Annotated in this window: 26 protein-coding genes and 1 pseudogene; 7 read left to right on the forward strand and 20 right to left on the reverse strand. The window is 73.4% G+C overall.

The features are described from left to right. Position 1: 1 nt before the first annotated feature. The 3 genes from AB0M03_RS20580 to AB0M03_RS20590 are packed head-to-tail and all read right to left on the reverse strand — an operon-like array spanning position 2 to position 2,691. The gene (locus AB0M03_RS20580; RefSeq protein WP_363492998.1) at positions 2-652 is read right to left on the reverse strand and encodes a response regulator transcription factor; all 651 of its coding nucleotides are present in this window, start codon (positions 650-652) and stop codon (positions 2-4) included. After that, positions 616-1,890, reverse strand: a complete 1,275-nt coding sequence (locus AB0M03_RS20585) for a sensor histidine kinase (protein ID WP_363492999.1) — start codon at positions 1,888-1,890, stop codon at positions 616-618. The genes AB0M03_RS20580 and AB0M03_RS20585 overlap by 37 nt, the downstream gene beginning before the upstream one ends. A gap of 6 nt (positions 1,891-1,896) precedes the next feature. Next, the gene (locus tag AB0M03_RS20590; RefSeq protein WP_363493000.1) at positions 1,897-2,691 is read right to left on the reverse strand and encodes a CPBP family intramembrane glutamic endopeptidase; all 795 of its coding nucleotides are present in this window, start codon (positions 2,689-2,691) and stop codon (positions 1,897-1,899) included. A gap of 219 nt (positions 2,692-2,910) precedes the next feature. Between AB0M03_RS20590 and AB0M03_RS20595 the strand changes: the two genes are divergently transcribed. The 3 genes from AB0M03_RS20595 to cpt all read left to right on the forward strand — a co-directional run bounded on the left by AB0M03_RS20595 (position 2,911) and on the right by cpt (position 5,374). Beyond that, positions 2,911-3,909, forward strand: a complete 999-nt coding sequence (locus AB0M03_RS20595; protein ID WP_363493001.1) for an ATP-binding cassette domain-containing protein — start codon at positions 2,911-2,913, stop codon at positions 3,907-3,909. Further along, positions 3,906-4,709 carry an ABC transporter permease gene (locus tag AB0M03_RS20600; protein ID WP_363493002.1) on the forward strand — a complete coding sequence of 268 codons (804 nt, stop codon included), beginning with the start codon at positions 3,906-3,908 and terminating at the stop codon, positions 4,707-4,709. The genes AB0M03_RS20595 and AB0M03_RS20600 overlap by 4 nt, the downstream gene beginning before the upstream one ends. A 77-nt stretch (positions 4,710-4,786) precedes the next feature. Continuing rightward, a complete protein-coding gene (gene cpt, locus AB0M03_RS20605) occupies positions 4,787-5,374 on the forward strand; it encodes a chloramphenicol phosphotransferase CPT (protein WP_363493003.1) in 588 nt (195 codons plus the stop codon). 145 nt (positions 5,375-5,519) lie between these two features. Here cpt and AB0M03_RS20610 read toward each other — a convergent pair whose 3' ends face one another. Both AB0M03_RS20610 and AB0M03_RS20615 read right to left on the reverse strand, forming a co-directional pair. Further along, positions 5,520-6,239 carry a hypothetical protein gene (locus AB0M03_RS20610; RefSeq protein WP_363493004.1) on the reverse strand — a complete coding sequence of 240 codons (720 nt, stop codon included), beginning with the start codon at positions 6,237-6,239 and terminating at the stop codon, positions 5,520-5,522. A gap of 399 nt (positions 6,240-6,638) precedes the next feature. Then, the gene (locus AB0M03_RS20615; protein WP_363493005.1) at positions 6,639-7,562 is read right to left on the reverse strand and encodes an NADP-dependent oxidoreductase; all 924 of its coding nucleotides are present in this window, start codon (positions 7,560-7,562) and stop codon (positions 6,639-6,641) included. Positions 7,563-7,693: 131 nt separating this feature from the next. Here AB0M03_RS20615 and AB0M03_RS20620 point away from each other — a divergent pair, with 131 nt between their 5' ends. After that, positions 7,694-8,755, forward strand: coding sequence for a helix-turn-helix domain-containing protein (locus tag AB0M03_RS20620; protein ID WP_363493006.1), 1,062 nt, complete (start codon positions 7,694-7,696; stop codon positions 8,753-8,755). Positions 8,756-8,860: 105 nt separating this feature from the next. Here AB0M03_RS20620 and AB0M03_RS20625 read toward each other — a convergent pair whose 3' ends face one another. After that, on the reverse strand, positions 8,861-9,169 hold the full coding sequence (locus AB0M03_RS20625; RefSeq protein ID WP_363493007.1) for a hypothetical protein: 309 nt from the start codon (positions 9,167-9,169) through the stop codon (positions 8,861-8,863). A gap of 85 nt (positions 9,170-9,254) precedes the next feature. After that, positions 9,255-9,539 (reverse strand): hypothetical protein, encoded by a 285-nt coding sequence (locus AB0M03_RS20630; protein WP_363493008.1) that lies wholly within the window; start codon positions 9,537-9,539, stop codon positions 9,255-9,257. Between the two features lie 330 nt (positions 9,540-9,869). On the opposite strand from AB0M03_RS20630, the gene AB0M03_RS20635 reads away from it, so the two are divergent. Continuing rightward, a complete protein-coding gene (locus AB0M03_RS20635) occupies positions 9,870-10,079 on the forward strand; it encodes a hypothetical protein (protein WP_363493009.1) in 210 nt (69 codons plus the stop codon). A 59-nt stretch (positions 10,080-10,138) separates the two neighbouring features. Here the strand turns inward: AB0M03_RS20635 and folE are convergent, their stop codons facing one another. Together folE and AB0M03_RS20645 are read right to left on the reverse strand one after the other, a co-directional pair. Beyond that, positions 10,139-10,810 (reverse strand): GTP cyclohydrolase I FolE, encoded by a 672-nt coding sequence (gene folE, locus AB0M03_RS20640; protein WP_363493010.1) that lies wholly within the window; start codon positions 10,808-10,810, stop codon positions 10,139-10,141. 1 nt (position 10,811) lies between these two features. Beyond that, a complete protein-coding gene (locus tag AB0M03_RS20645) occupies positions 10,812-11,348 on the reverse strand; it encodes a DUF2231 domain-containing protein (RefSeq protein WP_363493011.1) in 537 nt (178 codons plus the stop codon). A 130-nt stretch (positions 11,349-11,478) separates the two neighbouring features. Here AB0M03_RS20645 and AB0M03_RS20650 point away from each other — a divergent pair, with 130 nt between their 5' ends. Together AB0M03_RS20650 and paaI are read left to right on the forward strand one after the other, a co-directional pair. Beyond that, entirely contained in the window at positions 11,479-12,222 is a 744-nt protein-coding gene (locus AB0M03_RS20650) for a helix-turn-helix domain-containing protein (protein WP_363493012.1), read from the forward strand. A gap of 162 nt (positions 12,223-12,384) precedes the next feature. Continuing rightward, a complete protein-coding gene (paaI, locus tag AB0M03_RS20655; protein ID WP_363493013.1) occupies positions 12,385-12,780 on the forward strand; it encodes a hydroxyphenylacetyl-CoA thioesterase PaaI in 396 nt (131 codons plus the stop codon). 38 nt (positions 12,781-12,818) lie between these two features. Here the strand turns inward: paaI and AB0M03_RS20660 are convergent, their stop codons facing one another. The 11 genes and pseudogenes from AB0M03_RS20660 to AB0M03_RS20710 all read right to left on the reverse strand — a co-directional run. Then, positions 12,819-14,069, reverse strand: coding sequence for a phenylacetate--CoA ligase family protein (locus tag AB0M03_RS20660; RefSeq protein WP_363493014.1), 1,251 nt, complete (start codon positions 14,067-14,069; stop codon positions 12,819-12,821). Positions 14,070-14,119: 50 nt separating this feature from the next. Further along, positions 14,120-14,989, reverse strand: coding sequence for an SDR family NAD(P)-dependent oxidoreductase (locus AB0M03_RS20665; RefSeq protein ID WP_363493015.1), 870 nt, complete (start codon positions 14,987-14,989; stop codon positions 14,120-14,122). Continuing rightward, entirely contained in the window at positions 14,986-16,290 is a 1,305-nt protein-coding gene (locus AB0M03_RS20670) for an MFS transporter (RefSeq protein ID WP_363493016.1), read from the reverse strand. The genes AB0M03_RS20665 and AB0M03_RS20670 overlap by 4 nt, the downstream gene beginning before the upstream one ends. Beyond that, positions 16,287-17,504: an AMP-binding protein gene (locus AB0M03_RS20675; protein ID WP_363493017.1), complete on the reverse strand. Its 1,218-nt coding sequence runs from the start codon at positions 17,502-17,504 to the stop codon at positions 16,287-16,289. The genes AB0M03_RS20670 and AB0M03_RS20675 overlap by 4 nt, the downstream gene beginning before the upstream one ends. A 5-nt stretch (positions 17,505-17,509) precedes the next feature. Then, positions 17,510-18,589, reverse strand: coding sequence for a hypothetical protein (locus AB0M03_RS20680; protein ID WP_363493018.1), 1,080 nt, complete (start codon positions 18,587-18,589; stop codon positions 17,510-17,512). Positions 18,590-18,637: 48 nt separating this feature from the next. After that, positions 18,638-20,032 carry a lysine 2,3-aminomutase gene (locus tag AB0M03_RS20685; RefSeq protein WP_363493019.1) on the reverse strand — a complete coding sequence of 465 codons (1,395 nt, stop codon included), beginning with the start codon at positions 20,030-20,032 and terminating at the stop codon, positions 18,638-18,640. A gap of 6 nt (positions 20,033-20,038) precedes the next feature. After that, on the reverse strand, positions 20,039-21,745 hold the full coding sequence (locus tag AB0M03_RS20690) for a class I adenylate-forming enzyme family protein (protein WP_363493020.1): 1,707 nt from the start codon (positions 21,743-21,745) through the stop codon (positions 20,039-20,041). 165 nt (positions 21,746-21,910) lie between these two features. Then, the gene (locus AB0M03_RS20695) at positions 21,911-23,287 is read right to left on the reverse strand and encodes an FAD-dependent oxidoreductase (RefSeq protein ID WP_363493021.1); all 1,377 of its coding nucleotides are present in this window, start codon (positions 23,285-23,287) and stop codon (positions 21,911-21,913) included. Continuing rightward, on the reverse strand, positions 23,284-23,571 hold the full coding sequence (locus AB0M03_RS20700; protein WP_363493022.1) for a phosphopantetheine-binding protein: 288 nt from the start codon (positions 23,569-23,571) through the stop codon (positions 23,284-23,286). The genes AB0M03_RS20695 and AB0M03_RS20700 overlap by 4 nt, the downstream gene beginning before the upstream one ends. Positions 23,572-23,816: 245 nt before the next feature. Beyond that, complete coding sequence (locus tag AB0M03_RS20705) at positions 23,817-25,457, reverse strand: amino acid adenylation domain-containing protein (RefSeq protein WP_363493023.1); 1,641 nt, start codon at positions 25,455-25,457, stop codon at positions 23,817-23,819. Between the two features lie 773 nt (positions 25,458-26,230). Then, positions 26,231-26,323 (reverse strand): annotated as a pseudogene (locus AB0M03_RS20710) (LysR family transcriptional regulator); the annotation flags it as partial.

The raw sequence follows: 26,323 nt of genomic DNA on the forward strand, positions 1-26,323 counted from the left end.
CTCATTGCCTGAGATAGGCCAGCACGGCCAGCACCCGGCGGTTGTCGTCCGCCGACGGGCCGATCCGGAGCTTGGTCAGGATGCTCGCGATGTGCTTGGCGACGGCGCTCTCGCTGATGTGGAGGGTGTGCGCGATCGCGGCGTTCGACCTGCCCTCCGCCATCAGCTCAAGGACTTCGCGCTCACGCGGCGTCAGACCGCCGATCGTGCCCCGGGCGTCGCCGCGCGTCAGCAGGCGGGAGATGACCTGCGGGTCCATCACCGTGCCGCCGGCGGCGACGCGGCGGACCGAGTCGACGAACTGCTCGGTGTTGGTGACCCGGTCCTTGAGCAGGTACCCGACGGCTCCCTCCCCGGTGGCCAGCAGTTCGTTGGCGTAGAGCGGCTCGACGTACTGGGAGAGCACGAGGACGGGCAGGCCGGGCCGCCGGCGGCGGGCCTCCAGGGCCGCCTGCAGGCCCTCGTCGGTGAACGTCGGCGGCAGCCGCACGTCCACCACCGCGACGTCCGGTGCCGCATCGCCCGCGTCGAGCAGGGCGCGCAGCAGGGACGGGCCGTTGTCCACCGCCACGACCTCGCAGCCGTGTTCCCGGAGGGTGCGGGTCAGCCCGTCCCTCAGCAGGAAGAGGTCTTCGGCGAGGACAACGCGCACGGTATCTCCAGGGTCACGGTGGTCGGTCCGCCCGGCGGGCTGTGCAGGGCGAGGGTGCCGTCGAAGGTGTCCAGGCGCTGCCGCACCCCGGCCAGCCCGGTGCCCCCGGCGGGGTCGGCGCCGCCGCGCCCGTCGTCGGCGACGACGACGCGCAGCAGGCCGTCCCCGTGCGTCAGGGCGATGCGGACCTCGCGGGCCCCGGAGTGCTTGGCGGCGTTCGTCATCGCCTCGGCGACGGCGAAGTAGGCCGCGGACTCGACGGGTGCCGGGAGCCGTGCCGGCAGCCGGGCGTCGACGTGGACGTCCAGGAAGCTGTCGAACGCCAGCGAGCGGACCGCGTCGCCGAGGCCGCGGTCGGCCAGCACGGGCGGGTGGATGCCGTGGACGAGGTCGCGCAGGTCCTGCAGGGCCCGTTCGGAGGTCCGGCGGACGTCCTGCAGGAGTTCGCGGGCCGCCTCCGGGTCGGTCTCGAGCGCCCGGGTGGCCCGGTCCAGCGTCATCCCCAGGGCGACCAGCCGGGCCTGCGCGCCGTCGTGCAGGTCCCGTTCGAGGCGGCGCAGTTCGGCGGCCAGGGTGTCGTGGGCGCGGCCGCGGGTGTCGGTGAGGTGCTCGATCCGCCGGTTCAGCCGGGTGCTGCGCGCCGGTGCGAGCAGCACCCGACCCGTCCGGGCGTGCAGTCGCAGCACGGCGGGGGCGACGAGGAGGCCGGCGGCGGCGAGGGCCAGGCCCAGCAGCAGTGCGGCGAGCACGGTCGCGGTGCTGCGGACCGGGACGAAGGCGTACCAGTTGCCGTCGCCGAGGGCCCGCCAGACGAACGGCTGCACCAGGGCGCCGAACGCCCCGTACTCGACCAGTGCCAGGGGGACGGCGACCAGGAGGCCGCCGGTCACCGGCTCCAGCCAGGCCCACGCCAGGTCGCGCCAGAACCCGTCGTCGGCGAGGATCGCGCCCGCCTGCCTGCGGGCGGGCGCGGTGCGGTCCGCGGGCAGCGGGGCGGGCGGGTCGATCCGGACGCCGGTCCACCGGGCGGCGCGGGCCCGCGAGCGGTCGGACAGCGCGCGCAGGGCCCGCGCGGCGGGCGGCAGCAGCCGGAGGCCGATGCCCACCGGCACCAGGAGGAGGGCGAGCGGGACCAGCGCGCCGACCGCCGACGCGGCGAGCGCGTGCAGGCTCGCCAGCTGGCACCGGCCGACCGCGACACAGGCACGGGAGAGGGCCGCACGGGGCTCGTCGGGCATCGCGGCTTATCGGACGTCTTCCATGATCCTCGGGAGCCTAGCCGGTGTCGGCGCCGTCCTCCACCCCCGCCTGACGCCCCACCAGGTCCACAGGGCGGCCGCCGCCAGGCACGAGGCACCGAACAGGACCATGGGCAGCACCGCGCCGGACTCCTCGTCCATCAGCAGCAGCATGGCGAGGTTGACCAGGGCGTGGAATCCCCCCGCGAGCGGGAGCCCGGAGATCCCGGCGCCGTCGAGGGCCCACCCCAGCACGACCGACATCGACACCGCGGCCACCAGGAACGCACCCGCGTACACGGGGTGCTGCGCGAAGACCTGGACGTGCCAGACGCCCCACGCCGTTCCGACCGCGGTCGAGGCCGCGAGGAGGCCGAGCCGGGTGCGCAGCATCGGCTGCAGGAAGCAGCGCCAGCCGATCTCCTCGCCGCACGCGCCGACCAACTGCGCCGCGGCGATCAGCGCGAACGGGGCGCCGGGGCGGGTCGGCCGGGCGTCCCCGGTGAGGGCCGCGTACGCGCCCGCGGCCACCACGACGACCAGGGGTGCCGTGGCGAGCAGGAGCGCCCGGCGGCCGCGGCCTCCCCGTCCCGGCAGGCCGCCGGTCAGCAGTGCCCGCACCCGCCCCGGCCGCAGCAGGGCGGCGGCGGCCACCCCGAGGGCCGGCCCGAACTGCGTCAGCTGGACGACCTCCGAGGGTATCGGGGTGGCGGGTTGGAGTGCGCCGAGCAGGCCGGCGGCGAGGAAGGCGACGACGAGGAACAGGGCCGTCGCCGTGGTGTCCACGGGTGTCTTTCGCATGGCACCGACGATGCCGGGCCGCAGGGCCGCTGCCATTGCAGCTGGATACCGGACGGGGGTGTACCTGGGTACACCCCTGCCCGGGGCAGGACGGCCGGGCGGGCGGGCAGCCGGGGCGGGGCGGCGAGGCGGGGCCGCGGTGCCGGGCTGCCTCCGCGGGCCGGGTTGCAGGAGAGTGGAGGGGTGCGTGTCCAGCCGAGCGGATGCGGAGGCGTGTTCATGTCGTACGCGATCGAGGCCGAGGGCCTGGCCAAGTCGTTCAAGGAGACCCGGGCACTGGCCGGGGTCGATCTGACCGCGCGGTCCGGGACGGTGCTGGGGCTGCTCGGGCCGAACGGGGCGGGCAAGACCACGGCGGTGCGGATCTTCGCCACGTTGCTGCAGCCGGACGGCGGGCGGGCCGCGGTGGCCGGCCACGACGTGGTCCGGGAGGCCGGCCGGGTGCGGGCGCTGATCGGCCTGACCGGCCAGTACGCCGCGGTGGACGAGAACCTCACCGGCACCGAGAACCTCCTGATGATCGGCCGTCTGCTCGGCATGCCGCGCGGCGACTCCCGGGCCCGGGCGGCCGAGCTGCTGGCCCGGTTCCGATTGAGCGAGGCGGGCGGGCGGGCCGTGAAGACGTACTCCGGCGGCATGCGGCGGCGCCTCGACCTCGCCGCCGGCCTGGTCGGCCGGCCGCGGATCCTCTTCCTGGACGAGCCCACCACCGGGCTCGACCCGCACAGCCGGGGCGAGGTGTGGGAGCTGCTGCGCGGCCTGGTCGGCGAGGGCGTGACCGTCCTGCTCACCACCCAGTACCTGGAGGAGGCCGACCGGCTGGCCGACGACATCGTGGTGATCGACCGCGGCCGGGTGATCGCCGAGGGCACCCCGGACGCGCTGAAGTCCCAGGTCGGCGGGCAGGTGCTGCAACTGCGGCCGATCCGCGGCCGGGACCTGGCGCGGGCCCACGAACTGGTCGGGCGGCTCGCCGGGGCGCAGACGAAGATCGAGGGAGACCTGGTCACCGCGCCGGTGAACGACCCGGCGCTGATGCCCGCCGTGGTGCGGCGGCTGGAGGACGCCGGGATCGCGGTCGGCGAGCTGGCACTGCGCCGCTCCTCGCTGGACGAGGTCTTCCTGGCGCTGACCGGCCACCGCACCCGGCCCGGGGACGGCGAACCGGAAGCCGGAGCGGGCGAGGAAGAGTTCGAGCCGACCGGGAGCAGGTCATGACCACCGTCACCACCCCGCTGACCGCCCACGGCCGGGTCCGGCCGCTGGCCGCCCTCCAGCAGACCGGCACCATGGCCTGGCGCAGCCTGGTCTCGGTCAAGCACAACCCGCTGGAGCTGGTGGACTTCTCGGTCACGCCGATCATGTTCGTGGTGCTGTTCACCTACGTCTTCGGCGGGCAGATGGCCGGCTCCCCGCAGGAGTACCTGCAGTACGCGCTGGCCGGGATCATCGTGCAGAACGCGCTGTTCACCACCATGTACACCGCGATGGCGCTCAACACCGACCTCACCAAGGGCGTGTTCGACCGGTTGCGGAGCCTGCCGATCGCCCGCTCGGCGCCGCTGTTCGGACGGATCGCCGCGGACCTGTGCAAACAGCTGTGGGCGATGCTGCTGATGATCGGGCTGGGGATGCTGCTCGGGTTCCGGATCACCACCGGGTTCGGCGGGTTCCTGGCGGCGGTCGCGCTGCTGCTGGTGTTCACGGCGGCGATGTCCTGGTGCGCGGTGCTGATCGGGATGCTGGCCGGGGATCCGGAGAAGGTGCAGGTGTTCGCGTTCACGCTGATCTTCCCGATCACCTTCACCAGCAGCGCCTTCGTGATCGTGGACACCATGCCGGGCTGGATGCAGGCCTGGGTGAACGTCAACCCGGTGACGCACCTGTCGGACGCCTACCGGGGACTGCTCACCGGCGGCCCGGTGGCCGGGCCGGTGCTGTGGTCGCTCGCCTGGGCGGCCGGCATCGCGGCGGTGTTCATCCCACTGGCGATGCGGGCCTACCGCTCCCGGGCCTGAACGGACGGCGGGAGGCCCCGGCGCGGGGCGGATCCACTCGGCCACGGTGCCGGCAGGCCGGCCCGTAGGGTGGCCGGGTGACCGTTCACGTGATCGTCCTCAACGGGGGCTCCAGCTCGGGCAAGTCGAGTCTGGCCCGCAGCCTTCAGGAGACGCTGCCCGAACCCTGGCTCACCTTCGGCGTCGACACGCTGATCGACGCGATGCCGCCCGCCCTGGTCGACGGACCGGGGAGCGGGATCGACGTGGCCGACGACGGCTCGATCGCCGTCGGCGACACCTTCCGGCAGCTGGACACCGCCTGGAGCCTGGGCATCGCGGCGATGGCCCGCGCGGGCACCCGCATCGTCGTCGACGACGTCTTCCTCGGCGGCCCGGCGTCACAGGAACGCTGGCGCACCGCACTGGCCGGGCTCGACGTGCTCTGGGTCGGCGTCCACTGCGCCCCGGAGGTCGCGGCCGCCCGCGAGGCCGTACGCGGCGACCGCACCCCGGGCATGGCCGCGATCCAGGCCCTCGCCGTCCACCACGGCATCACCTACGACCTGGAGATCGACACCGCCACCACCGATCCCACCGCTTGTGCCCGCCTGATCGCCGACCGCCTCGACCGGCGCGGGAGATCCTCCGGCCCGGGCGGGCCGCAGACCACTGCCGCCCGGTAGGACCGCGCGGCGGAACGGCTCCGCGGCTTGTCCGGGACCCTGCGCCTGCCGTTCCGCCCTGCGATCAGAACTCTTCTTCCTCGACGCGCCGACGGTCGGGCCCGGCAGGGCCTGGGGTACCCGCGCCTGCGCCACGCCGCAGCCGCTACAGCGCGGCGGCCTCCGCCCGGCAGTCGTCGGCACCGCGGGCGTCACCGTCCTGCTCGCAGGCCGCGGCGAGGCGATGCAGCGAGGCGGCGAGCGCCGCGTGGTACCCGGCCCCGTACGCGTGGACCTGACGGCGGCGCAGCTGGACGATCATCTTCGCCGCGGGGCGGGCGGCAGAGAGGTCGCCCGCTTCGGCGAGCCGTCCGGCGAGGATCCCCAGACCCGTCACGGTGGTGGACAGGTCGGTACCGGCCCCGAAGTCGTGCCGGCGGTGGTAAGTCGCGAGCAGCTTGCGGACGGAGGCGACCAGCCGACCGTGGTCGTGCCCGCGGTCGAGTCGGCCTGCGCAGGAGGAGGCCAGCGCTTCCAGGCTCCAGATTCCGTGCCGGAAGGTCTCCAGGTGTGCGGCGGAGTCCGGGACGGCGCCGGCCTGCTCCGCGTCGGCCAGCAGTTTGCGCATCACGACCCCGTCGACGAAGGCCTCGGCCGCCGCGCTGCCCTCGGTCGGGCCCGACAGCACGTTGGGCGCGTGCATCAGGGCGAGCATGGTGCGGAGCACCCGCTCGTACGCCTCGTGCACCTCGTGGACCTCATGTGTCCCGTGGGCCGCTGCGGCGCAGTACTCGCGGGCGATCTGCCGGACACGGCGCCGTGCGGCGGCGAAGTCGCCCGACCGGTAGGGCGCGAGCAGGTCGTCCTGACTCGTGGCGGGCGTCATCGGTTCCGCGCTCCTCCGTGCTCGTCGCGTCCTCGGGTCGCGTCGGAGGCGGGGGCGGGGTTCGGTCCTTCCGGTCCCGAGCAGGCTGCCGGGGACGTACTGCCCACCCCCGTGGCCGCGAGTCCCTCACGATCTCCGTCCGGCCCGACACCCCGTACCGTACGGGGCGGCGCCGACAACGCGGGCCCGGGGAGGGTGCCGGCGCGTACGCAGCCTCCGGGCCCGGTCCCGGGTGGTTCCCCGGCCGCCGGAGGGGGTGGTCTCGGCGGCCGGGTCTGAACCCGGCGGAGACCGGTCCGGGCCGGCGGAGGGGGTGCTGCCGGCCGGGCCGTGTTCTCCGCCCGGCCTTCGTTTCGCCCCTCCCCGGCCGGACAAACCCCCCGGCTACGGACCCGCGGGTCAGGCGACCGTCAGGACGATCTTGCCGGTGGTGCGGCCCTGCTCGCCGATCTCGTGCGCCTTCGCGGCCTCGGCCAGCGGCAGGACCGTGTCGACCACGGGCCTCAGCGCGCCCCGCTCCACCAGGGCGGCGATCTCCCGCAGGCCCAGGTGGTCCGGCTCGACCAGGACCCACGTCGCCCGCACCCCGTCCCCGGCGGCGGGAACGTCGTCCGGGCCGGGCAGCGTGATCAGTCGGCCACCGGCCCGGAGCACCTTCAGCGAGCGCTCGGCCGTCTCGCCGCCGAGCCCGTCCAGCACCACGTCGATGTCGGACACCACGTCCTCGAAGGGCACCGCGCGGTAGTCGACCACCTCGTCCGCGCCCAGCTCCCGCACCAGGTCGTGCTTGCCGGCGCTGGCCGTGCCGATGACGTACGCGCCACGGGCCTTGGCGATCTGCACCGCGAAGTGCCCGACCCCGCCGGCCGCCGCGTGCACCAGCACCCGCTCCCCCGGGCGCACGTTCGCCGCGTCCACCAGGGCCTGCCAGGCGGTCAGCGCGGCCAGCGGCAGCGCCGCCGCCTCCACGTGGGTCAGACCCGCGGGCTTCGGGGCCAGGTGCCGGGCCGGCGCCACCACGTACTCGGCGTAGCCGCCCGCCTGGCGCGGGAACAGCGGCATCCCGAAGACCTCGTCACCGGGCCGGAACATCCCCACGCCGGGTCCGACGGCCTCCACCGTCCCGGACACGTCCCAGCCCACCACCGGCACCTCGCCCCATCCGATCAGGGCCCCGCTCGCGCGGGTCTTCCAGTCCACCGGGTTCACCCCGGCCGCGTGCACGCGCACCAGGACCTCGTTCAGTCCGGGCTCGGGCCGCTCGACCTCCCGCTCGACCATCGTCTCGGGCCCGCCCCACTGCTCCACGACCACCGCGCGCATGCTGTCCGCCTCGTCCTTCGTTCCTCGATCCGTGCGCCGCCGGGGTCTCCCGGGGCCAACGCACTCAACGATCCGGCATCCCCGCCCGTCACAGTATTGGCCGTTTGGCCACTATGTGACAGGATCTGGCCATGGCCACGGCGCAGGCGGAAACCACCGAGCAGCAACGCGACCGGGAGGACGAGCGGGCGTCGGGGGCGCAGCAGCGGCGGCACCGGATCGCCGTGCTCGCCCTGCCCGGGGTCCCGCCCTTCGAACTCGGCATCCCCTCCCGTGTCTTCGGCAGCGCGCAGGACTCCGAGGGCCGCCCGCTCTACGACGTCACCGTCTGCACGGCCGACGGTGCTCCCGTCCTCAGCGACGCCGGCTTCACCGTGCAGCCGGCCGCCGGCCCGGAGGCCCTGGCCGCCGCCGACACCGTGATCGTCCCGCCCACGCACGCCATGCCCGAACTGGGCGACGGCGGCCCGCTGCCGCCCGGGATCACCGCAGCCATCGCCCGGATCCGGCCGGGCACCCGGCTGGTGTCCATCTGCACCGGCTCCTACGTGCTCGCCGCCGCCGGGCTCCTGGACGGCCGGCCCGCCACCACCCACTGGAACCTGGCCCCGGAGTTCCGCCGCGCCTACCCCGAGGTCAAGGTCGACGAGGACGTCCTGTTCGTCGACGACGGCGACGTCCTGACCTCCGCCGGCGTGGCCGCAGGCGTCGACCTGTGCCTGCACCTCATCCGCCGCGACCACGGCACCGCCGTCGCCAACCGGGCCGCCCGCATGTGCGTGGTGCCGCCCTGGCGGGACGGCGGGCAGGCCCAGTACATCGACCGCCCCGTCCCCGAACCCACCCTCGCCAGCACCACCGCCACCCGCGCCTGGGCCCTGGAACACCTCGACGAGCCCCTCCCCCTCACCCGCCTCGCCGAGCACGCCCGGATGAGCCTGCGATCCTTCACCCGCCGGTTCCGCGACGAAGCCGGCATGACCCCCGTCCAATGGCTCACCGCACAGCGCCTCGAGATGGCCAAGCACCTCCTCGAAACCACCGACCTGCCGATCGACCTCGTCGCCCACCGCTCCGGCTTCGGCACCGCGAACTCCCTGCGCACCCACATGCGGACCGCCTACGGCATCCCACCCGCCACCTGGCGCCGCACCTTCAACCCCCACCAGGACGCCGCCGAACCAACGGCATAGGACCGGCGGAAGCTCGCGGCCGCCGCAGTTGCGGGACGCCCGGTCACCGTGGAACCGCGGCCCCGCCCCTTCAGCGCTGACCAGAACCTTCAGGCCGGAAAGCGCTCAGTGGTGCTGCTGGCGTTCGGTGCCGGTGTCGAAGAAGGCGTCGAGGTACTCGCTCGGCTCCAGCGCGCTGTCCCGGAGCAGCGAGAAGACCTCCGCGCCCGAGCCCGGTGCGCCGTCCAGGCGGTAGGACTGGGCGAAATCCAGATAATCGAAGCCGTTGTCGGCCGCGTACGTTTCGGCCTCCGCCTCGGCGAGGGCGATCGCTTCGTCGGCCGACGACGCCTGCCAGAGCGTGATCCGCTCCTCGAAGGCCCTCCCGTCCGACGTCGTCCACTCGAACACGCACCGGACCCCGTACCAGTCCACGCCCTGCTCCCTCGCACCGTGCCGCCGGTCCATTCTCCTGCACCGATCAGGCAGGCCGGACCGCCCGCACCCGCTGCGCAGGTCGCTACCCGGCGGCCACCACCTGGCCGGCGGTGACCTGCGGGGGGGTGGGAAGCAGTGATGCGAGGTTGTCCCGCACGAAGTCCGCCGCCCTCAGGATGGATTCCTCGGCCCCGGCCCGGTCTTCGAAGACGCTGGTGGAGAGCATCACTCCGTCCCCGGCGTCGACCCAGTAGTAGGCCACGAATCCGGGCACCTGGCGGAGGAGGGGCACGAATCCCTCGGCCACCCGGCGTCCTGCCTCGGCCGGATCGGTCACGCCTTCGTACCGCCGCACTGCTGCGTACATGCTGTTCTCCTCGCGGGTCCTGGACCGTCTCGTGCGAGACGACATACCCGCCGCCGGACGCCTCCCGCCCGCGAAAGGCCCGGAAGGCACCCGGACAGCCCCATCGGTGAACCGGGCGGACGCCGTAGACTCCGTGCCCGTGGGAGTGGACATCGGGGGAGTCATCGAGTGCCGCCTGTGGGGTGACGAGAGGTGGGCGCGGGATTCGCCGTGGCGGGTCGTCCTGACGCTGGACGAGCTGAGCCCGTACGGGCCTCGCGGTCGACGCGTTCACACCCCGACGGGGTCGGACGGCATATGGGCCTGCGCTCCACACTCGGCACAACTCCCGTGGCAGTGCATCCCATTCAGTGCCCGGCCGGGGTGTTCCTCCCCGGCGCCGTCGGCACGGGCGTGTGGGCCTCGGCGTTCTTCGCCATGGTCGACACCCGCAGCTTCCCGCTGATCGTGCTCGCCACGACGGTCGGCCCGGCAGCCGTCCCGGCCGGCCCCGGGAGGCACCGCCCGGCGCGCAGGACCCGACCCGCACACCGTCCCTGACGGGGCTCCGGGTGGAGGAACCGTCCGCGTGCACGCCGCCCCATCGGGACGGGGCCCGGTCAGGATCGGGACAGGCCGGTGAGCATGAGGAACTCGGCGCGGGAACGCGCGTCCTCGCGCAGGGTCCCCAGCAGGGTGGAGGTGAGGGTCCGGGAGCCGGTGGCCTGGACGCCGCGCAGGGTCATGCAGGTGTGCTCGGCCTCGACGACCACGCCGACGCCCTTGGGTTCGAGGTGTTCCTGCAGCCAGTCGGCGACCTGCCGGGTGAGGCGTTCCTGCACCTGGGGGCGGCAGGCGAAGAGCTCGACGACACGCGCGAGCTTGGACAGGCCGAGGATCCGGCTGCCCGGCAGGTAGCCGACGTGCGCGGTGCCGACGAACGGCAGCAGGTGGTGCTCGCACACCGACCGCAGCGGGATGGCGCGGGCGAGGACGAGTTCGTCGTAGCCCTCGTCGTTGGGGAAGGTCGTCAGGTCGAACGGACGCGGGGTGAACAGCTCGGCGTAGGCGCGGGCCATCCGGGCGGGCGTGTCGCGGAGGCTCTCCGAGGTGATGGGGATCCCGAGGGCACGCAGGAACTGGGCGGCGGCCCGTTCGGCCGCGGCCGGATCCGTGCGGTCCGGCTCGTCGCCGATCCGGGGCAGGGATTCGCCGCCGACCCGGGGCACCGGCCGCAGGGAGGGGAATCGGCCGTCACCGGCCTCGGGCGCGGGTTCGGGGCGCTGGAACATCTCAGCCGCCTCCGGCACCGGTGGGTGCGCCGGTGTAGCCCTCGGCCTGGGTGGCCTCGTCGGCCACCCGCACGCCGTAGCGGTAGGCGAGCTTGCCCCCGAGGTAGCCGGACACGCCGAGCACGGCGAGGCTCACCGCGGACAGGGCGAGCATCCCCGCCCCGACGCTGCCCGCGGCCCCGGCGGCGTGCCGCCAGAAGAAGCCGCCGGCGTACGCGCAGGTCACCAGCAGGTTGAGCGACATGTGCACGAGCGCCGTACGCATGGCCGGGGTGCCCGGCGGGATGGCGAGCAGGTCGAGGAAGCCGACCACTGCCGCGGCCAGCGCGCCGAGCACGCCCACCGCGATCAGCCACATCGCCCCGCGTGCCAGGAAGGCCGGGTCGTCCACCACGTGCGAGGCGATGTCGAAGACCAGGCTCGCCACCCAGGCCCCGATCGGGACGGTGACCAGGATCGGATGGAACGGATGACCGTAGGGGCCTGCCATCGCCGCGCTGACCGGCTGCTTCGCCTGCAACTGCTGCTCACTGGTCATGCCGAGCCCCTTTCCGACTCGCCCTTTTTCACCAACAAGTTTTGTCGTTATTCGGACGTCCGTCAAGACCGGCAGGCCACAGCGCCGAGCACGCGGACACGACCTCACCCGTGGGAGTTATCGTGGGCGGGTGACCAGTGACGAGAGCACCGAGAGCGCGGCGGCGACGGCCCCGGCCGACCGCATCCGGTCGGTGAGCGTGCTCGGGGAGGAGTCGCGTCGGCGGATGTTCGCCTTCGTCCGGCGGGCCGGCCGGCCGGTGACCCGGGACGAGGCGGCCGCGAGCGTGGGCATCTCCCGCAAGCTCGCCGCCTTCCACCTCGACAAACTCGTCGACGCCGGCCTGCTGCGGGCCCGCTACGGCGCCCCCGGCGCCGTCCGCAAGGTCGGCCGCCAGCCCAAGGTCTACGAGCCGACCGGCGCCCAGATCACCGTCTCGATCCCCGATCGGCGCCACGAACTGCTGGCCGACCTGCTCCTGGACGCCGTCCTGGCGCAGAGCGGCGGGGGCAGCGCGGCCGGGGCGGCCGTGGACGCGGCGGGCCGGCGCGGACGGCAGCTCGGCGAGGCGGAACGCGAGGCCGGCCGTCCCGGGCGGCTCGGTGTGGAACGCGGGCTGACGATGTGCGAGCAGATGCTAGAGGCCCACGGGTACGAGCCCGTGCGCGAGTCCCCGACCGAGGTCCGGCTGCGCAACTGCCCGTTCCACCCGCTCGCCGCCAAGGCGCCCGACCTCGTCTGCGGCATGAACCACGCCTTCCTCGCCGGCTACCTCCGGGGCCTGGACGTCCCGGGCGTCGATGCCGTCCTCGTCCCCGCCCCCGGGGAGTGCTGCGTCCGGCTGCGGCCCTCTCCCCCGCCCGAATTCACATGAATTCCGCTGCCGGCCCGGCAGGCGGTGAGGGTCACCATTGACAGCCGGCGGTGCGGCTCGATGTAATTCCGGGAACGGATCAACGGGCGTTTCGGGCCGATGCCGGGGAGGCAGTGGAATATGGGCGGGAATGCGGAGCCGGGCGCAGCCGTGAATTCCAGGATGGCTGCGCTCTTCGAGCGCGACCTGACGTGCCGGTCACTGGGAATCACCCTGGACGAGGTGTCCGCGGGGCACGCGCTCATGGGCATGAAGCTGACCGCCGACATGGTGAACGGCCACGGCATCGCACACGGCGGCTACATCTTCCTGCTCGCCGACGCCGCGTTCTCGTACGCGTGCAACAGCTACGGCCCGGTCACCCTGGCGCAGGCCGCCCAGGTCACCTTCCTCGCTCCGGCGGCGGTCGGCGACGAGTTGGTGGCGGAGGCGGCGGAGCGGTCGCGCTCGGGGCGGAACGGAATCTACGACGTGACCGTCCGGCAATCCACCGGGAAGGTCGTCGCGGAATTCCGCGGGCAGAGCGTCACGCTCTCCGGAAAGCCGCGCAGCGACTGAGGAATTCCGGCGGACGCGGCGCTCTGCCCCGCGGCATTTCAGTCCTCCGGGCGCTCGTCCACGACCTGGCGCAGCTTGCCCGTCCGCGGGTTGGTGACCAGTTCGGAGCGCGGCACCCACTCGATCGAGAGGGGGTGGATCGCGCCGGCGGCGACCTCCTCGGGGTAGGTGGGGCGGGCCGCGTACACGGCTGCGATCAGGCGCTCGGCGAGGTCGGCGGGCGGCTGCTCGGTGCAGCCGAGGCGCAGGACGATGCCGTCCCGGCCGTCCCGGCGGCGCTGCACCATCTGCATGCCGGCGATGTGCCGCCCGGGGTCGGCGGCGACGAGGACGGCGCGGACGTCCTCGCTCGGCATGGAGACGATGCCGACCCGGCCGCCCTCCTCGGAGCGGCCGAGCAGCCGGAAGCGGCGGCACTCGGCGTCGAGCCACTCGGCGCGGTCGCCGGCCGGGTAGCGCAGGATCGGCATCAGGGTGCGGAAGAGGTTGGTGACGACGACCCGTCCGGGAACGCCGGGGGTGGTGATCGGCTCGCCGGTCGCGCTGTCGACGATCTCCACCAGCGTGCGGTTCGGGAAGGCCTCGTGCACCCGGACGTCGTCGCCGGGGACGGGCGAGGCGACCAGGCCGGCGTCCACGGAGGCGTAGCCGATCGAGGAGATCGCCGCCTTGGGGAAGGCCCTGGCGAGCAGCGGCCGCAGGTCGGTGAAGAGCAGGTCGCCGCCGAACAGCAGCAGTTCGACCGATTCGGCGGTCTCGCCGCGGTGGACGAGGTGCTCGGCGACGGCGCTGAGCTTCATCGGTTCGCCGGCCAGGACGTGCACGCCGAAGCCGTTGACCAGGTCGGCGATGTACTCGTCGGGTGCGGCGCCCCCGACCGGCAGACGCACGTTGTCGACCGGTGCGTGGTGCAGGGCGCCCTCGATGAAGAGGAAGCCGCTGTAGAGCTCGCCGGCGCGGAACAGGTTGGCGACCCGGTGGCCGGGCTTGAGGCCGGCCTGCACCATGCCCGCGCCGAAGGCGGTGAGTGCCTCGGCGTGCTCGGTGCGGGTCCACGGGGACAGCTTGGGGGCGCCGGTGGTGCCGCCGGACTTGTAGACGCCGGCGTCGGTGAGCGGGCCGGTGAGCAGGCGGTTGCCGCGGGTCGCGGTCCAGAACGCGTCCTGGTCGACGACGGGCAGCTGGGTGATGTGCGAGACCGTCCGCGGCACGTCGCGGTAGGCCTCGGCGTAGAACGGCGAGTGGGTGCGGGCGTGGTCGACGAGTTCCTGCAGGGATTTGGCGGGCACGGATCCTCCGGGCGGGTGGGCTGAGGTGCTGCTACGGGCGATCGGGGCGGCTACGGGAGGTCGGGGCGGCCGATCCAGGTGCGGGCCAGGGTCTGCACGCGTGCGCCGTCCCGGTCGGTGAGTTTCCGGTCCAGGTAGTCGGCGGCCCACCGGCCGGCCGGGATGCGGAACGGCGGGTTCTCGGCGCCGAGGGTGTCGACCACGATCTCGGCGACGTCCTGCGGCTGCTGCCCGGCGCCCTCCCAGCCCTTGGTACGGACCCAGTCGACGTAGTCGGCGAAGGTGTCGGCGTACGGGCCGGAGGCAGCCTGGACGGTGGTGCGGTTGACGTCCGGGAAGATCCCGAAGTTGGTGCCGCGGACGAAGCCGGGCACCACCAGGGACACCCGCACGCCGTGGGCGGCGGCGACCGGGGCGAGGCTCTCCATGAAGCCCTCGACGGCGAACTTGGCGGCGCAGTAAGCCTCGTTGAACGGCTGGCCGACCACGCCGTGCACGCTGCCGATGGTGATCAGGCTGCCGCGGGCGGCGCGCAGCAGCGGCATCGCGACCCGGCTGACCGCGATCACCCCGAAGAAGTTGACCTCCAGGTTGGTCCGCAGCGCGGCCATGGTCGACATCTCCATGGTGGGGTCGAAGTTGGAGATGCCCGCGTTGTTGACGACCGCGTCCAGCCGTCCGTACTCCCCCGCGACGGCGTCGAGGCAGGCGGTGACGGAGTCTGCGTCGGTGACGTCGAGCCGGCGGACGTCGACCTCGGCGCCGGCCTGCGCGGCCGCCCCGCGCAGTGCTCCGGCGCGGTCGGGGTCGCGCATGGTGGCGACCACGGCGTGTCCGGCCCGCGCGGCGGTGACGGCGGTGGCCAGGCCGATGCCGGAGGAGGTTCCGGTGATCAGCACGGTCTTGCGCATGGTGGTCATGAGGTGCGCTCCGCGAGGGCCGCGTCCGCCGACCCGGCCTCGGCCGCCGCCCGGGCCTTCTCGCGTTCGGCGGCGTCCAGCAGCGGCTGGATCCGGATCGCGGGCAGGAAGGAGAACGCGGCGAGCAGGGTGCCGCCGGCCATCACCACGCGGGCGGCGTCGAGGATGCCGAGGGAGTCGGTCAGCAGGCTGACGGCCCAGCCGCCGACGAGTGCGGCGAGCGGGATGACGCCCCAGGTGACGGTGCGGTAGGCGGCGTGCATGACGCCCTGGTTCCGGGCGGACATCCGGGACTGGCGGGCGGGTGCGCTGCACACGTTGATGCAGGACATGAAGAAGCCGTAGCAGCCCATCGTCACGGCGATCACCGGGCCGGTCGGCAGCGTGGGGGCGGCGAGCACGCCGAGGCCGACCAGGCAGTGCAGCAGGAGGCCGTAGGCCATCGTCCGGCCGGTGCCGAACCGCTCGCTGATCTTGGGTGCGACCACTGCGCCGAGCAGTGCGCCGACCGCCGCGACGGACATGGCCGCGCCGAACACCGCGACGGAGACGCCGAGTCCGCGGTAGGCGAGGACGGGCAGCACGGTGACGAAGATCGGGCCGCCGCAGTTCAGTGTGATGGCGGCGACGACGACCCGGCGCAGCACCGGGTCGGACCAGTTGAGCCGGAAGCCGAGGGTGAGCCGCTCCCACACGGAACCGGAGACGGGTGTCCGGTCGCCCCAGGAGGGCATGGAGCGCAGGCAGAGGGCCGAGACCAGGTAGCTGGCCGCGTCGACGAGGAGGGCGGCGACGCCGAGTGCGCCGTAGAGGGCGGCGGCGACGGACGGGCCGGAGACCTCGGAGACCGAGCGGCTGCCCTCGAGGCGGGAGTAGGCCCGGACGAGGTCGTCCTTCGGCACCACGGCGGGGACGGCGATCAGGTAGCCGACGGTGAAGAAGATGGTCGCGCCGCTGATCGCGGCGACGCAGCCGAAGATCAGCGGGGTGGAGAGCCAGCCGAACCAGTAGGCGAGCGGGATGATGCCGACCGCGACCAGCCGCACGAGGTCGCAGGCGAGCATCGTCCACCGCTTGTCCCAGCGGTCGACGAGCACACCGGCGATCGGACCGAGCAGCGGAATGCCGAGGTACTGCGCCATCGCCACGATGCCGACCTGGAGGGCGGAGGCGTGCAGCACGAAGATCATCAGGGTGGGCACGACGAAGACGGTGACCCGGTCGCCGAGGGTGCTGATGGTCTGGCCGGTCCAGAACAGGTTGAAGCCCCGTCCGAGGGAGACGGGCAGGCGCGGTTTCACGAGTCCTCCCGGACGACGAGGTCGGACGTCTTGCCGGTGCGGTCGTTGCTGATCAGTGCGTCGACGGCACGTACCCGGAAGGACTGCGGGTCGTGCTGGAAGGCGGTGCTGAGGGTGAAGGTCGCGGAGAGGATCTCCTTGCGCAGCCGCTCGGTGTCGACCTCGGCGCCGGAGGCGGTGAGCAGCAGCACCTCGACGGCGGAGGCTCGGCCGCCCTGCTCGGTGACCAGGATCTGGGCCTGCGTCACGCCGGGCTCCCGCTCGGCCTGCGCAACGACCTCCTCCACGTGCAGGCCGAGGCCGCGGACCTGGACGACGCTGTCGCGGCGGCCGAGGACCTGCATCGCCGGGCCGGACCGGCCGCAGGGGCAGGTCACCAGGCGGCCGGCGTCGCCGGTGCGGTAGCGCAGCACCGGGTTGAGCATCTCGGGGTTGAGGGTGGTGAAGTCCAGCAGGTCGTCCGGGCCGACGTGCACCAGCTGCTCGGGCAGGGTGTGGAAGGTGTCGGCCGGGCACTCGGGGCCGTTGGTGCCGACCACCCAGGTCTCGGTGCTGCCGAACATTCCGTACCGGCGTGCCTGCGGGGCGACGGCGGCCAGGTCATCGGCGAGCTGCGGCTGCCAGGCCTCGCCGAGCCAGAGCACCTTGCGCAGGTCGGGCAGGGTGATGCCGGCGGCGCGGGCGCGGGCGAACCAGAGCCGCAGCACGCTCGGGGTGCCGCCGATGGCGGTGACCCGGCGGGCCGCGAAGAACGACAGCCAGTCGGGGTACTCGTCGGCGGCGACCGAACCGACCGCGACGACCTGGCAGCCGGAGAGGTCGGCGAGCGCGGCGGCGAGGAAGTGGGCGCCCCACATCCGGCCGGCGCCCCAGGCGTTGACGAACACGTCGTCGGGGTCGAGCGGCTGCCAGTGGGCGTGCACACCGGCCATGTAGAAGCCGGTGGGTGCGTAGCCGATCTTGGGGGCGCCGGTGCTGCCGCCGCTCTGGAAGAGCCAGGTCGCGCCGTGTTCGGCCTTGGGTTCCAGGTGGGCGAGGGCGGTGTTGAGGTCGTCCTTGGCGAGCGGTGGCAGCGCGGCCAGGTCGGCGAGGCCGTGCGGTTCGGCGTGCCCGGTGTAGCGGGGTGCCAACTCCGGTACGGTCCGCAGCCGTTCGAGGGTGCGTCGGGCGACGTGCAGCCGTGGCCCGGCGGCGTCGGGGGTGAGGGAGAACATCGGCGTCAGCTCGCTTCCGGCTCGGCGGTGGTGGCGGTCTCGGCGGAGGTGGCGGCGTGGCCGCGGTCGGCGAGCCATTTCGCGTGGGCGTCCCGGTAGGCGGCGAAGCGGGCGCGGGTGACGTCCCGCTGGACGGAGCGGTTCGGGTCGTCGAAGTCGGGGGCGATCACGCCGTCCGGTTCCAACTCGGAGAACCAGAACCGTCGGCCGTCGTGCAGGAAGTCGATGCAGAAGAACGGGATCGGCAGCCGCTCTGCGAACCAGGCGGTGGCGGCGGCGAGTTCGTCCGGGATGTCGGCGAACTGCATGGTGCCGCCGCGGCTGGCGTTGGCGACCGGCGAGCCGGCCTCGGGGATGCGCTTCAGCACCGCGTACGGTTTGCCGTCGACGACGTAGACCCGGTGGTCCACCGTGCCGTCGCCGAGGTAGGGCTGGACGACGAGGGTGGTGTCACCGCCCTGGGCGAGGCTGGCGAGGCCGCGGACGTCCTCGGCACTGCGCGCCAGGTTGATCCCGCCGCCGCCGCACCATCCGGCCGGCTTGACGATGGCCGGGTAGGTCATGTTCCCCAGCGCGACCTCGTACAGGTGCTTGCCGACGTCGCGGCCGGAGCCGATCCGGACGGACGGGACCGGCGGCACCGGGGAGTCGGCGAGGTGGAGCAGGGTGGCCAGCTTGTCGTTGCCGATGAGCGACGTCTGCGGCGGGAACGGCAGGTAGAAGCCGGCCTCTTCCAGCACGGCGTACAGCGCGTACTGGTTGAAGACGTCCATCGACTGGTAGGGCAGCGAGTAGAGCGCGGTGACGAAGAGGGTGTCCTGCGGGGTGACCTCCTGGTCGTCCACGTAGACCCGGGGCCGGCGGAGGTCGGTGCCGTCGACGGTGACGGCGTCGGGCGAGTGCCGCGTCCAGCTCATCCCCATGGCCTCGGCGACCTCGGCGTACATGTCCCAGAAGTAGTGCTTCCACATGGCGCCGGTGCGGGTCGACTCGCGGTCGGGGAAGATCCAGCACATCCGGCGCAGCGGGCCGCCGGGGCCGGTGTCGGATCCGGTGTCCGGCAACTGCGGTGCGGGTGGGGTCATCGTCGTCCTCACAGGGGGTGTTGCAGGCGGGGTGGGTGCGTCGTCGGGTCAGTCGCCGGGCGGTGCGGACTGCGCGGACCACCAGCGGCGGCCGGCCTCCGGCAGGGTGTCGACCGGGTCGTAGTAGGGGTGGCGCCGCTCCAGCGGGTCCTCGGGTGCCGTGCCGGCGGGGGCGCGGAGTTCCAGGGCGGTGCGGTAGTTCTTCGTCCAGTAGGAGATGCCGCGTTCGCGGTCGTAGGCCACCGCCTGGTGCACCCAGCGCTTGCCGACGTGCGGGACGTCGCAGACCAGGCGCGGTGTGGCGTAGCCCGGCAGGTAGCCCATGATCGCCTCCTGGAGGCGCTGGGCCTGGTGGAGCGGGGTCCGCCAGTGCTCGGCGCCGGGGATCAGGTCGCAGAGGTAGAAGTAGTAGGGCAGGATGTTCGCCTCGCCCTGGAGGGCGAAGCAGAGGTCGAGCAGGTCCTCGGGGGTGGCGTTGACGCCGCGCATCAGCACGCCCTGGTTGCGGACGTCGCGGACGCCCGCGTCGAGCAGGGCCCTGGCGGCCTCGGCGACCAGCGGTGTCACCGACTGCACGTGGTTGGCGTGGGTGTGCACCGCGAGGTTGACCGAGCGGCGGGCGGCGAGCGCCGCCACCCGGCCGAGGCCGGCCAGGACGTGCGGCTGCAGCCAGTGCTGCGGCAGTCCGACGACGGCCTTGCTGGCGAGCCGGATGTCCCGTACCGATCCGAGGTCGAGCAGCCGGACGAGGAAGGATTCCAGTTGCGGCCAGGGCACGTTGGCGAGGTCGCCGCCGGAGACCACCACGTCGCGCACGGCCGGGGTGCGCTTGAGGTAGTCGAGCATCTGCTCCTGCCGGTCGACCGGCCGCAGCACCAGCCGGGTCTTGGCGACCTGGGGGGTGGAGGTGCCGACCAGGTCCATCCGGGTGCAGTGGCCGCAGTACTGCGGGCAGGTGGCGACCAGTTCGGCCAGCACCTTGGTCGGGTAGCGGTGGGTGAGGCCCTCCGCGACCCACATGTCGGCCTCGTGCAGCGAGTCCCGTTCGGCCTTCGGGTGGCTGGGCCACCGCGGGTGCCGGTCGGCGCGCACGGGCAGCATGTACCGCCGCACGGGGTCGGCCAGGAACGCCGCGGTGAACGCCCTGGGGTCGTCCGGGGCGTGCGGTGCCACGGTGTTGAGCATCTGCGGCGGCAGCAGCATCGGCATGGTCGCGAACCCGGCCTGGTCGGCGGCGAGTTCCTCGTAGAACCGGTCGGTGAGCAGGGTGCCGGTGACGGTGTGCAGCTGCCGGAGGTTCTTGACGCAGTGCGCGCGCTGCCACTGGGCGTCGCGCCACTGGGCCTCGGTGACGTCGCGCCAGCCCGGCAGCCGGCGCCAGTCCGGCTCGGCCAGGGTGGTCCGTACGTACTGGTACGGCTGCCGGTTAGCGTGGTGGTCCATCAGGGGCTACTGGCCGGTGAAGAGGGTGGCGAAGCGGGTGCGGAGCTCGCGCTTGAGCACCTTGCCGGTGGGCCCGAGCGGGAAGTCCTCCGGGGTCCTGGCGATGCTGACGGCGGCGAGTTCGGCGAGCCCGGCCTCGGCGAGCGCCTTGTTGGCGGCCCGCTGGACGTCCTCGGCGGCGGCGTGCGCGGCGGCGGCCTGCAACCGGACGACGGCGATGGGCCGTTGGCCCTCGCCCGCGGCGCCGGGGACGCCGACCACCGAGCAGTCCTGCACCAGGTCGTCGCAGTCGGCGAGCAGCACCTCCTCGATCGGCAGGCTGTAGACCGGGCCGCCGGCGGTGTCGATGACGTCGACGGTGCGGTCGAGGTGGTAGAAGGCGCCGTCGGCGTTGCGGCGGGCGACGTCGCCGGTGAGCCAGTAGCCGGACAGTTCGAAGGTCGCGGTCAGCCTCGGGTTGTTCCAGTAGCCGGGCGTCCGCGACGGGGTGACGACGCCCAGCATGCCGACGGTGCCGTCGGGCACCTCCGCGCCGCTCTCGTCCAGCACGGCGGCCCGGGTCACCACCTCCAGGGGTCTGCCGACGCAGCGGTCGTCGCGGGTGGACTCGGGCGTGGTGACCTGGCCGAACAGGGCCATGCCCATCTCGGAGGAGCCCAGGCCGTCGATGAACTGCGAGCCGGGCAGGGCGGGCTGCTCGGCCTGCTCCTGCGGCAGCAGCCAGGGCTTGATCAGGCCGGCCGGGCGCTCGCCGAGGCCGACCAGCCGCCGGATGTGCCCGTGGTGGGCGCTGTCGCCGGTGTTGAACCAGGAGTGCACCTTCGCCGCGCCGGCCACGGGCAGCTCGCCGGTGGCCAGCTCGACGAAGGTGCGCGGGAAGGAGGCGACCATGGTCGGCCGGAAGGCCTCCATCACCGGCTCAACCACGGCGCGTCGCCAGTCGGACATGACGACCGTGGGCAGGCCGAGCAGGGTGGCGGTGAGGAAGTAGCTGAGGCCGCCCGCGTGGGTGTGCGGCATCAGCGACATCAGCCGGTCGTACGGCTCCGCGGGGAAGCGCACCATCCGCGGCTGCTTGCCGTCCCAGAACTGGCGGTGCGCCAGCATGGTGGACTTCGGCGTGCCGGTGGTGCCGGAGGAGTGGATCAGCGCGACGACGTCCTCGGCGGCGTGCCGGTACGGGTACTGCTCGGGCAGCTGCACGGCGGAGGCGTCGAAGGCCTGGATCTCGGCGGCCATGGCGATGAACCGCGGGCGGCGCTGCGGGTCCTCGCGGTAGGCGGCGGCGAGCCGGGTCGGGTCGTCCGCGACGACACCGACCACGCCGACGTGGTCGAGGTAGCGCACCATGACGTCGTGCCGCATGGCGTCGTTGATCAGCGCGGGCACGGCGCCCAGCGCGGTGAGTGCGAGGAAGTGCAGCAGCGGCTCCAGCCCCTCGCCGACGACGATGCCGACCGGCTCGCCCGGGCGCACGCCGTTCGCCAGGTACCAGGCGGCGTAGCGGTCGCGGAGTGCGGCGACGTCGAGCAGGCTGTGGCCGCGCAGGACGACGGCACCGCGGTGGTCGGTGCGGTGAGTGTAGAGGTACGGCACCGCCCGGTTGGGGTTGGCGGCGATGGCGTGGTCGAGGAAGTTGCCGGCGCCGAGCTCGGGCTCGGCCATGAGTTGCTGTCGGGCGGAAAGTGGGGCGATGGACGTCTGCTCGCTCATGTCGCTCTCCTGAAGTGGCAAGAAATCTGACGCTCCGTCAGATCCGTGTGCAGATAGCGCTGATGGCGGTACAGGTGAACGGATCGGTGCAGGTGGCACCGGTCTGCGCGGAGTGCGGTGGTAGCGGAGTGCGGTGGTACCCGCCGTGGCGGGCCAGGGCGTGTCTTAGCGGGCGCTGATCTCCGCGACGACCCGGTGGCCGGATCGGACGGCGCCCTCCATCAGGCCGAAGAACTCGGTGCTGGTCTCGGTGCCGGCCCAGTGGACGCGGCCGTGCGGCACGGTCAGGGTGGGCCCGTTCCCGAGCCAGTCCCCCGGCCCGAACAGCGCCGCGTAGCAGCCGCGGCTGTAGGGCTCGTTGACCCAGTCGGTGACGTGGAAGCCGATCGGCTCCGGGAGCATCGGGAACAGCCGCGCGGCCTGCGCGACCGCCGCCGCCCGCCGGCGCTCCGGGTCGAGGGCGGCGAAGCGGTGGGCCTCGCTGCCGGTGACGAAGCCGGTCAGCACGCCGACCCCGCCCTCGGCCGGCGAGTCGTCGACGGTCGACAGCAGCGGCCCCTCGGCGTTCACCGACCAGCCGGAGAGCCCGTGCTCCCGCCAGAGCGGCGCCGGATAGACCAGGTTGACCTTGACCGCGCAGCCGCGGGCCGTCCGCTCGCCGGCCCGGCCCACGGGCGGGGCCGGGCGGAACTCGACGGCGTCCGCCAGCAGCGGCGGCACCGCCATCACCGCGACGTCGGCGCGGTACGGGCCGCCGGCGGCGTGCACGGTGACCCCGTCCCCGTCCTGGTGGACGGCGGTGACCTGCGCGCCGAGCCGCACCCGCGCACCCAGCCGTTCGGCCAGCCGCTCGCACACCAGATGGGCGCCGCCGGCGACGCGGTCCTGCTGGGCGCCGCCCTCGAAGGCGTTGAGGTAGCGGATGCCGCCGCCGGAACGCAGATAGAAGGCCATGTGCAGGACGGAGACGTCGGCCGGGTCGGCGGCCATCATCTCGCCCAGGAAGAGCGGGAAGAACAGGCGGGCGTCCGGGTGCGTCAGGTGCCGGTCCGCCCAGGCGGCGGCGGTCGTGGTGTCGAGCCGCTCGGCGTCCGGGGTCAGCCAGGGTGCGTCCGGCCGCACGGCGGCGGTGAGTTCGTCCAGCAGCTCGAACATGTCGCCGAGCGCGACCGCGTTCAGCGGCGGGAAGCGGCCGTCCCGGATGGCGTCCTCGGCGCCGAGCGCGAAGCGGCTGGCACCGAGCATCGTGGTGGGCGTGGTCTTGAGGCCCAGGTCGGCCATCAGGGCGAGGAGTTCGGTGTGCCGCTCGCCCAGGTAGGCGGCACCGGCGTCGACCCAGCCGCCGGGTGCCACTTGGAGGCCGTGCATCCGTCCGCCGACCCGGTCGCGGGCCTCCAGCACGGTGACCTCGATTCCGTGCGCCGCCAGACCGGCCGCGGCGGTGAGTCCGGCGAGCCCGGCCCCGACCACGACGGCGCTGGTCGTACGCGGGGTGGCGGTCGGGTCGGGGTGGTCGTCCGCGAGGTGACCGGTGCCGCTCATCGGGCGGCCTCGATCGCCCGGGCCAGGCCTTCGGGCGTGGGGGCGAGCAGGAAGTCCTCGAACGAGAGCTCCACGCCGTGGTTGCGGGCGATCGCGCTCAGCACCCGGGTGGCGATCAGCGAGTCGCCGCCGAGCTCGAAGAAGTCGGAGTCGGCCGTGACGTCGGAGCTCTCCAGCACACGTCGGAAGATCGCCGCCACAGCCTCGGCCCCGCTGCCGGGACCGTCCGGGGCACCGGGACCGGCGGGTGCGCCGGCAGTGGCGCCGGTGGTGTCAACGCTCATGCGAGGTCTCCTTTGACCTGGTCGCGCGCCGCGTACCGGGGTGTCGGGCACGGCGGTGCTGTGCGTCGGTGCCGCCTACCGGGTGTCGGACGGCGGCGGTGCGGTGCGTCGGGCTGCCGGGTGCGGGTGGCGCAGGCAGCATGCGGGTGGCGCGGTGACGTACAAGTGGCGCGGTGACGTGCGGGCCGAGCGGTGCGAGCGGTGCGTCCGGGCGCCCGGCGGGCGGGGCCGGTGTGTGCGCGGGGTCAGGTGCCGGCGGCGGCCGGGGTGGCGTGTGCTGCGCCCGGGGGCGCGGAGTGCCGCCGGTGCGAGGCGGCCCGGTCCACCTTGCCGCTCGCGGTGTGAACGAGGGCGGGCACGACGGTGATCCGGCCGGGTACGAGGTGTGCGGGCACCTTGCCGCGGAGGTACGCCAGGACGTCGGCGTCCAGGGTGCGACCCGCCGCCCCGGCCCGGGGCACCACGTAGGCGACCAGCACCGAGCGGCCGGCGATGGTCGCCCCGGCCACCGCGACGGCACCCACCCCGGGGTGGCCGGCGATGTGCGCCTCCACCTCGGCGGGGTCGACGCGGATGCCGCGCACCTTGATCTCGCCGTCCAGCCGCCCCTGGTGGGTGAGCACGCCGTCCGGCGAGGCGGCGACCCGGTCGCCCGTCCGGAAGTACCGCTCGCCGTCGATGACGGTGAACCGGGCCTCCGTGGCCTCGGGCAGCCCGACGTAGCCCAGCGCGACCGCCGGCCCGCCGACGAGCAACTCGCCCTGTTCGACGATGCGTTGTACGACGTGTGGCAGCGCGCGGCCGATCGGCGCCCGCGTCGTGCCGTCCCACACGGGACCGTCCGCCGGCGCCTCGGGCCCGTGCAGGTCGACCGCGTGCGTGATCATGGTCGTCTCGGTGCAGCCGTAGGTGTTGACCAGGCGGATCCGGCCGGTGTCGAGGCGGCTCCAGTCGGCCAGCCGGGCGGGGCCGGCGGCCTCGCCGCCGATGACGAGGGTGCGCACGCAGGTGGGCAGTGCGAGCCCGTCCTCGGCGAGGTGCAGCACGAGTTCGTGCCAGAAGGCGGTGGGCAGGTCGAGGACGGTGATCCGCTCGCGCTCGACCATCCGCAGGAAGCGGGGGAAGGACCCCGAGTGCGCCTCGTCGTCGAGGACGAGGGCGGCTCCGGTGGTGAGCGTCGGCAGGATCTCCTCGAGGCTGGTGTCCCAGTTGAGCGAGGCGAACTGCAGGACGCGGTCCTCGGAGGTCAGGCCGAAGAGTGCGCGCAGCGACTGCACGGTGGCGGAGACCGCCCGACGGGGAGTGGCAACGGGCTTCGGCTGCCCCGTGGAGCCCGAGGTGAAGAGGATGTAGGCCGGCGCGTCGGCCCGATGGGGGCCTTGAGCGGCGCGCGGGGCAGGCGCCCCGGGGGTGTTCGGTGCGGGAGGGCCGCCGTCGGCCGGGAAATCCGTCCGGCCGGTTGCCGCGCTTCCCGGCAAGTCTTCCGCAGGGTCCTCGAGGGGCTCTAACTCCACTAATTCCAGGCCCGGTCGGGCCGCTGAACCGGGCTCCGAGGCCACTATTGTGCGGCAGCCCACCGCGGCCGCCATCGCCTGTCGGCGTTCGATCGGGAAGGCCGGATCGACGGGGCAGTACGCGCCACCCGCGGCCAGAACTCCCAGCAGCGCCACGACCGTTCCCGGCGTGTGGGTGGCCTCCACAGCAACCGCACCGGGCTCCGGCCCCAGGCGCTCTGCCAGGGTGTTCGCCAGCTGTTGCAGCCGGCGGTAGCTCACGGCGCGCCCGCCGTGCACGATCGCCGGACGTTCGGGAAATCGCCCGGCGATTTCCGTGAACGCGTCAAACAGGTCGAGGACGACCCCATTGACGCCTCGAATTTTTGACATGTCCGCCCCAATTTGAAGGCTCACGAGCAACTCCGTGCTCGGCGAACCGGGACTCTACCTTCGAACATGCGTAGCCACAATGGTTGTTGAGGCGATTCATACGAGAGTTTGTGATTGAAATGTGAACGGAGACGGCTTACCGTCGTTCGTTCCCGCCCATGTGTGGTGCCCGCCCTCCTTGGGCACTCGTTTCCGTTGTGGAGGGCCAGAGTTGACGATCCGACAGATACGGCCGAACCGGTCACGTGCCCAGGATGCGCCCGGTACCGCAGCCAGCAGCACCATCAGACCGCCCTGACGGAGCGGGGCGCCTTCGGGCCGTGACGGGTCTTGCGGATTCGTCGGTCGGTCCTGTTGCTCATGGTCGGCTCCGGCTGGGAGTGGGCGCGGGGAGGCGTGGCTCCACAGGGCTCGGGCAGCAGTACGAGGTGACACGTGCAACCTGGCGCTTACCTGCGTAGTGGCTCGTCTCGCAGCGTTGGCCGGGTCATCGATGTGCCGCCCGGCGGTCAGCGGACTGTCTCCAGGACCTGCTTGGCGTTGGTCGTGGGACGTCGCCCGGGGTTTGTTCGTCGGCCGGTCAGCATGGAGGAAGGCTGCCGCTGGCAGCGGATCAGCCGGACGGCGAAGGACAGCTGCCGCGGGCGATCGTGGTGCCGATGTCCGCTCAGGGCAGCAGACCGTCAAGGACACCACCCTGCTGAGGCAGGGGCGTTGAGCTGCCAGTTGCTTGATCGAGGCTGTCGCCGGGTGGCCGCCCTCCTCATCCGGGTTCACAGGTGTGTGGCGATGCGGACCAGGTCGGCAACTGCACGAAGGCGGCTGTGCGGCGGCCAGGCGATCACCGTTGTCACGGGCACAGCGTC

Source organism: Kitasatospora sp. NPDC051914, assembly GCF_040680995.1.
GTDB lineage: Bacteria > Actinomycetota > Actinomycetes > Streptomycetales > Streptomycetaceae > Kitasatospora.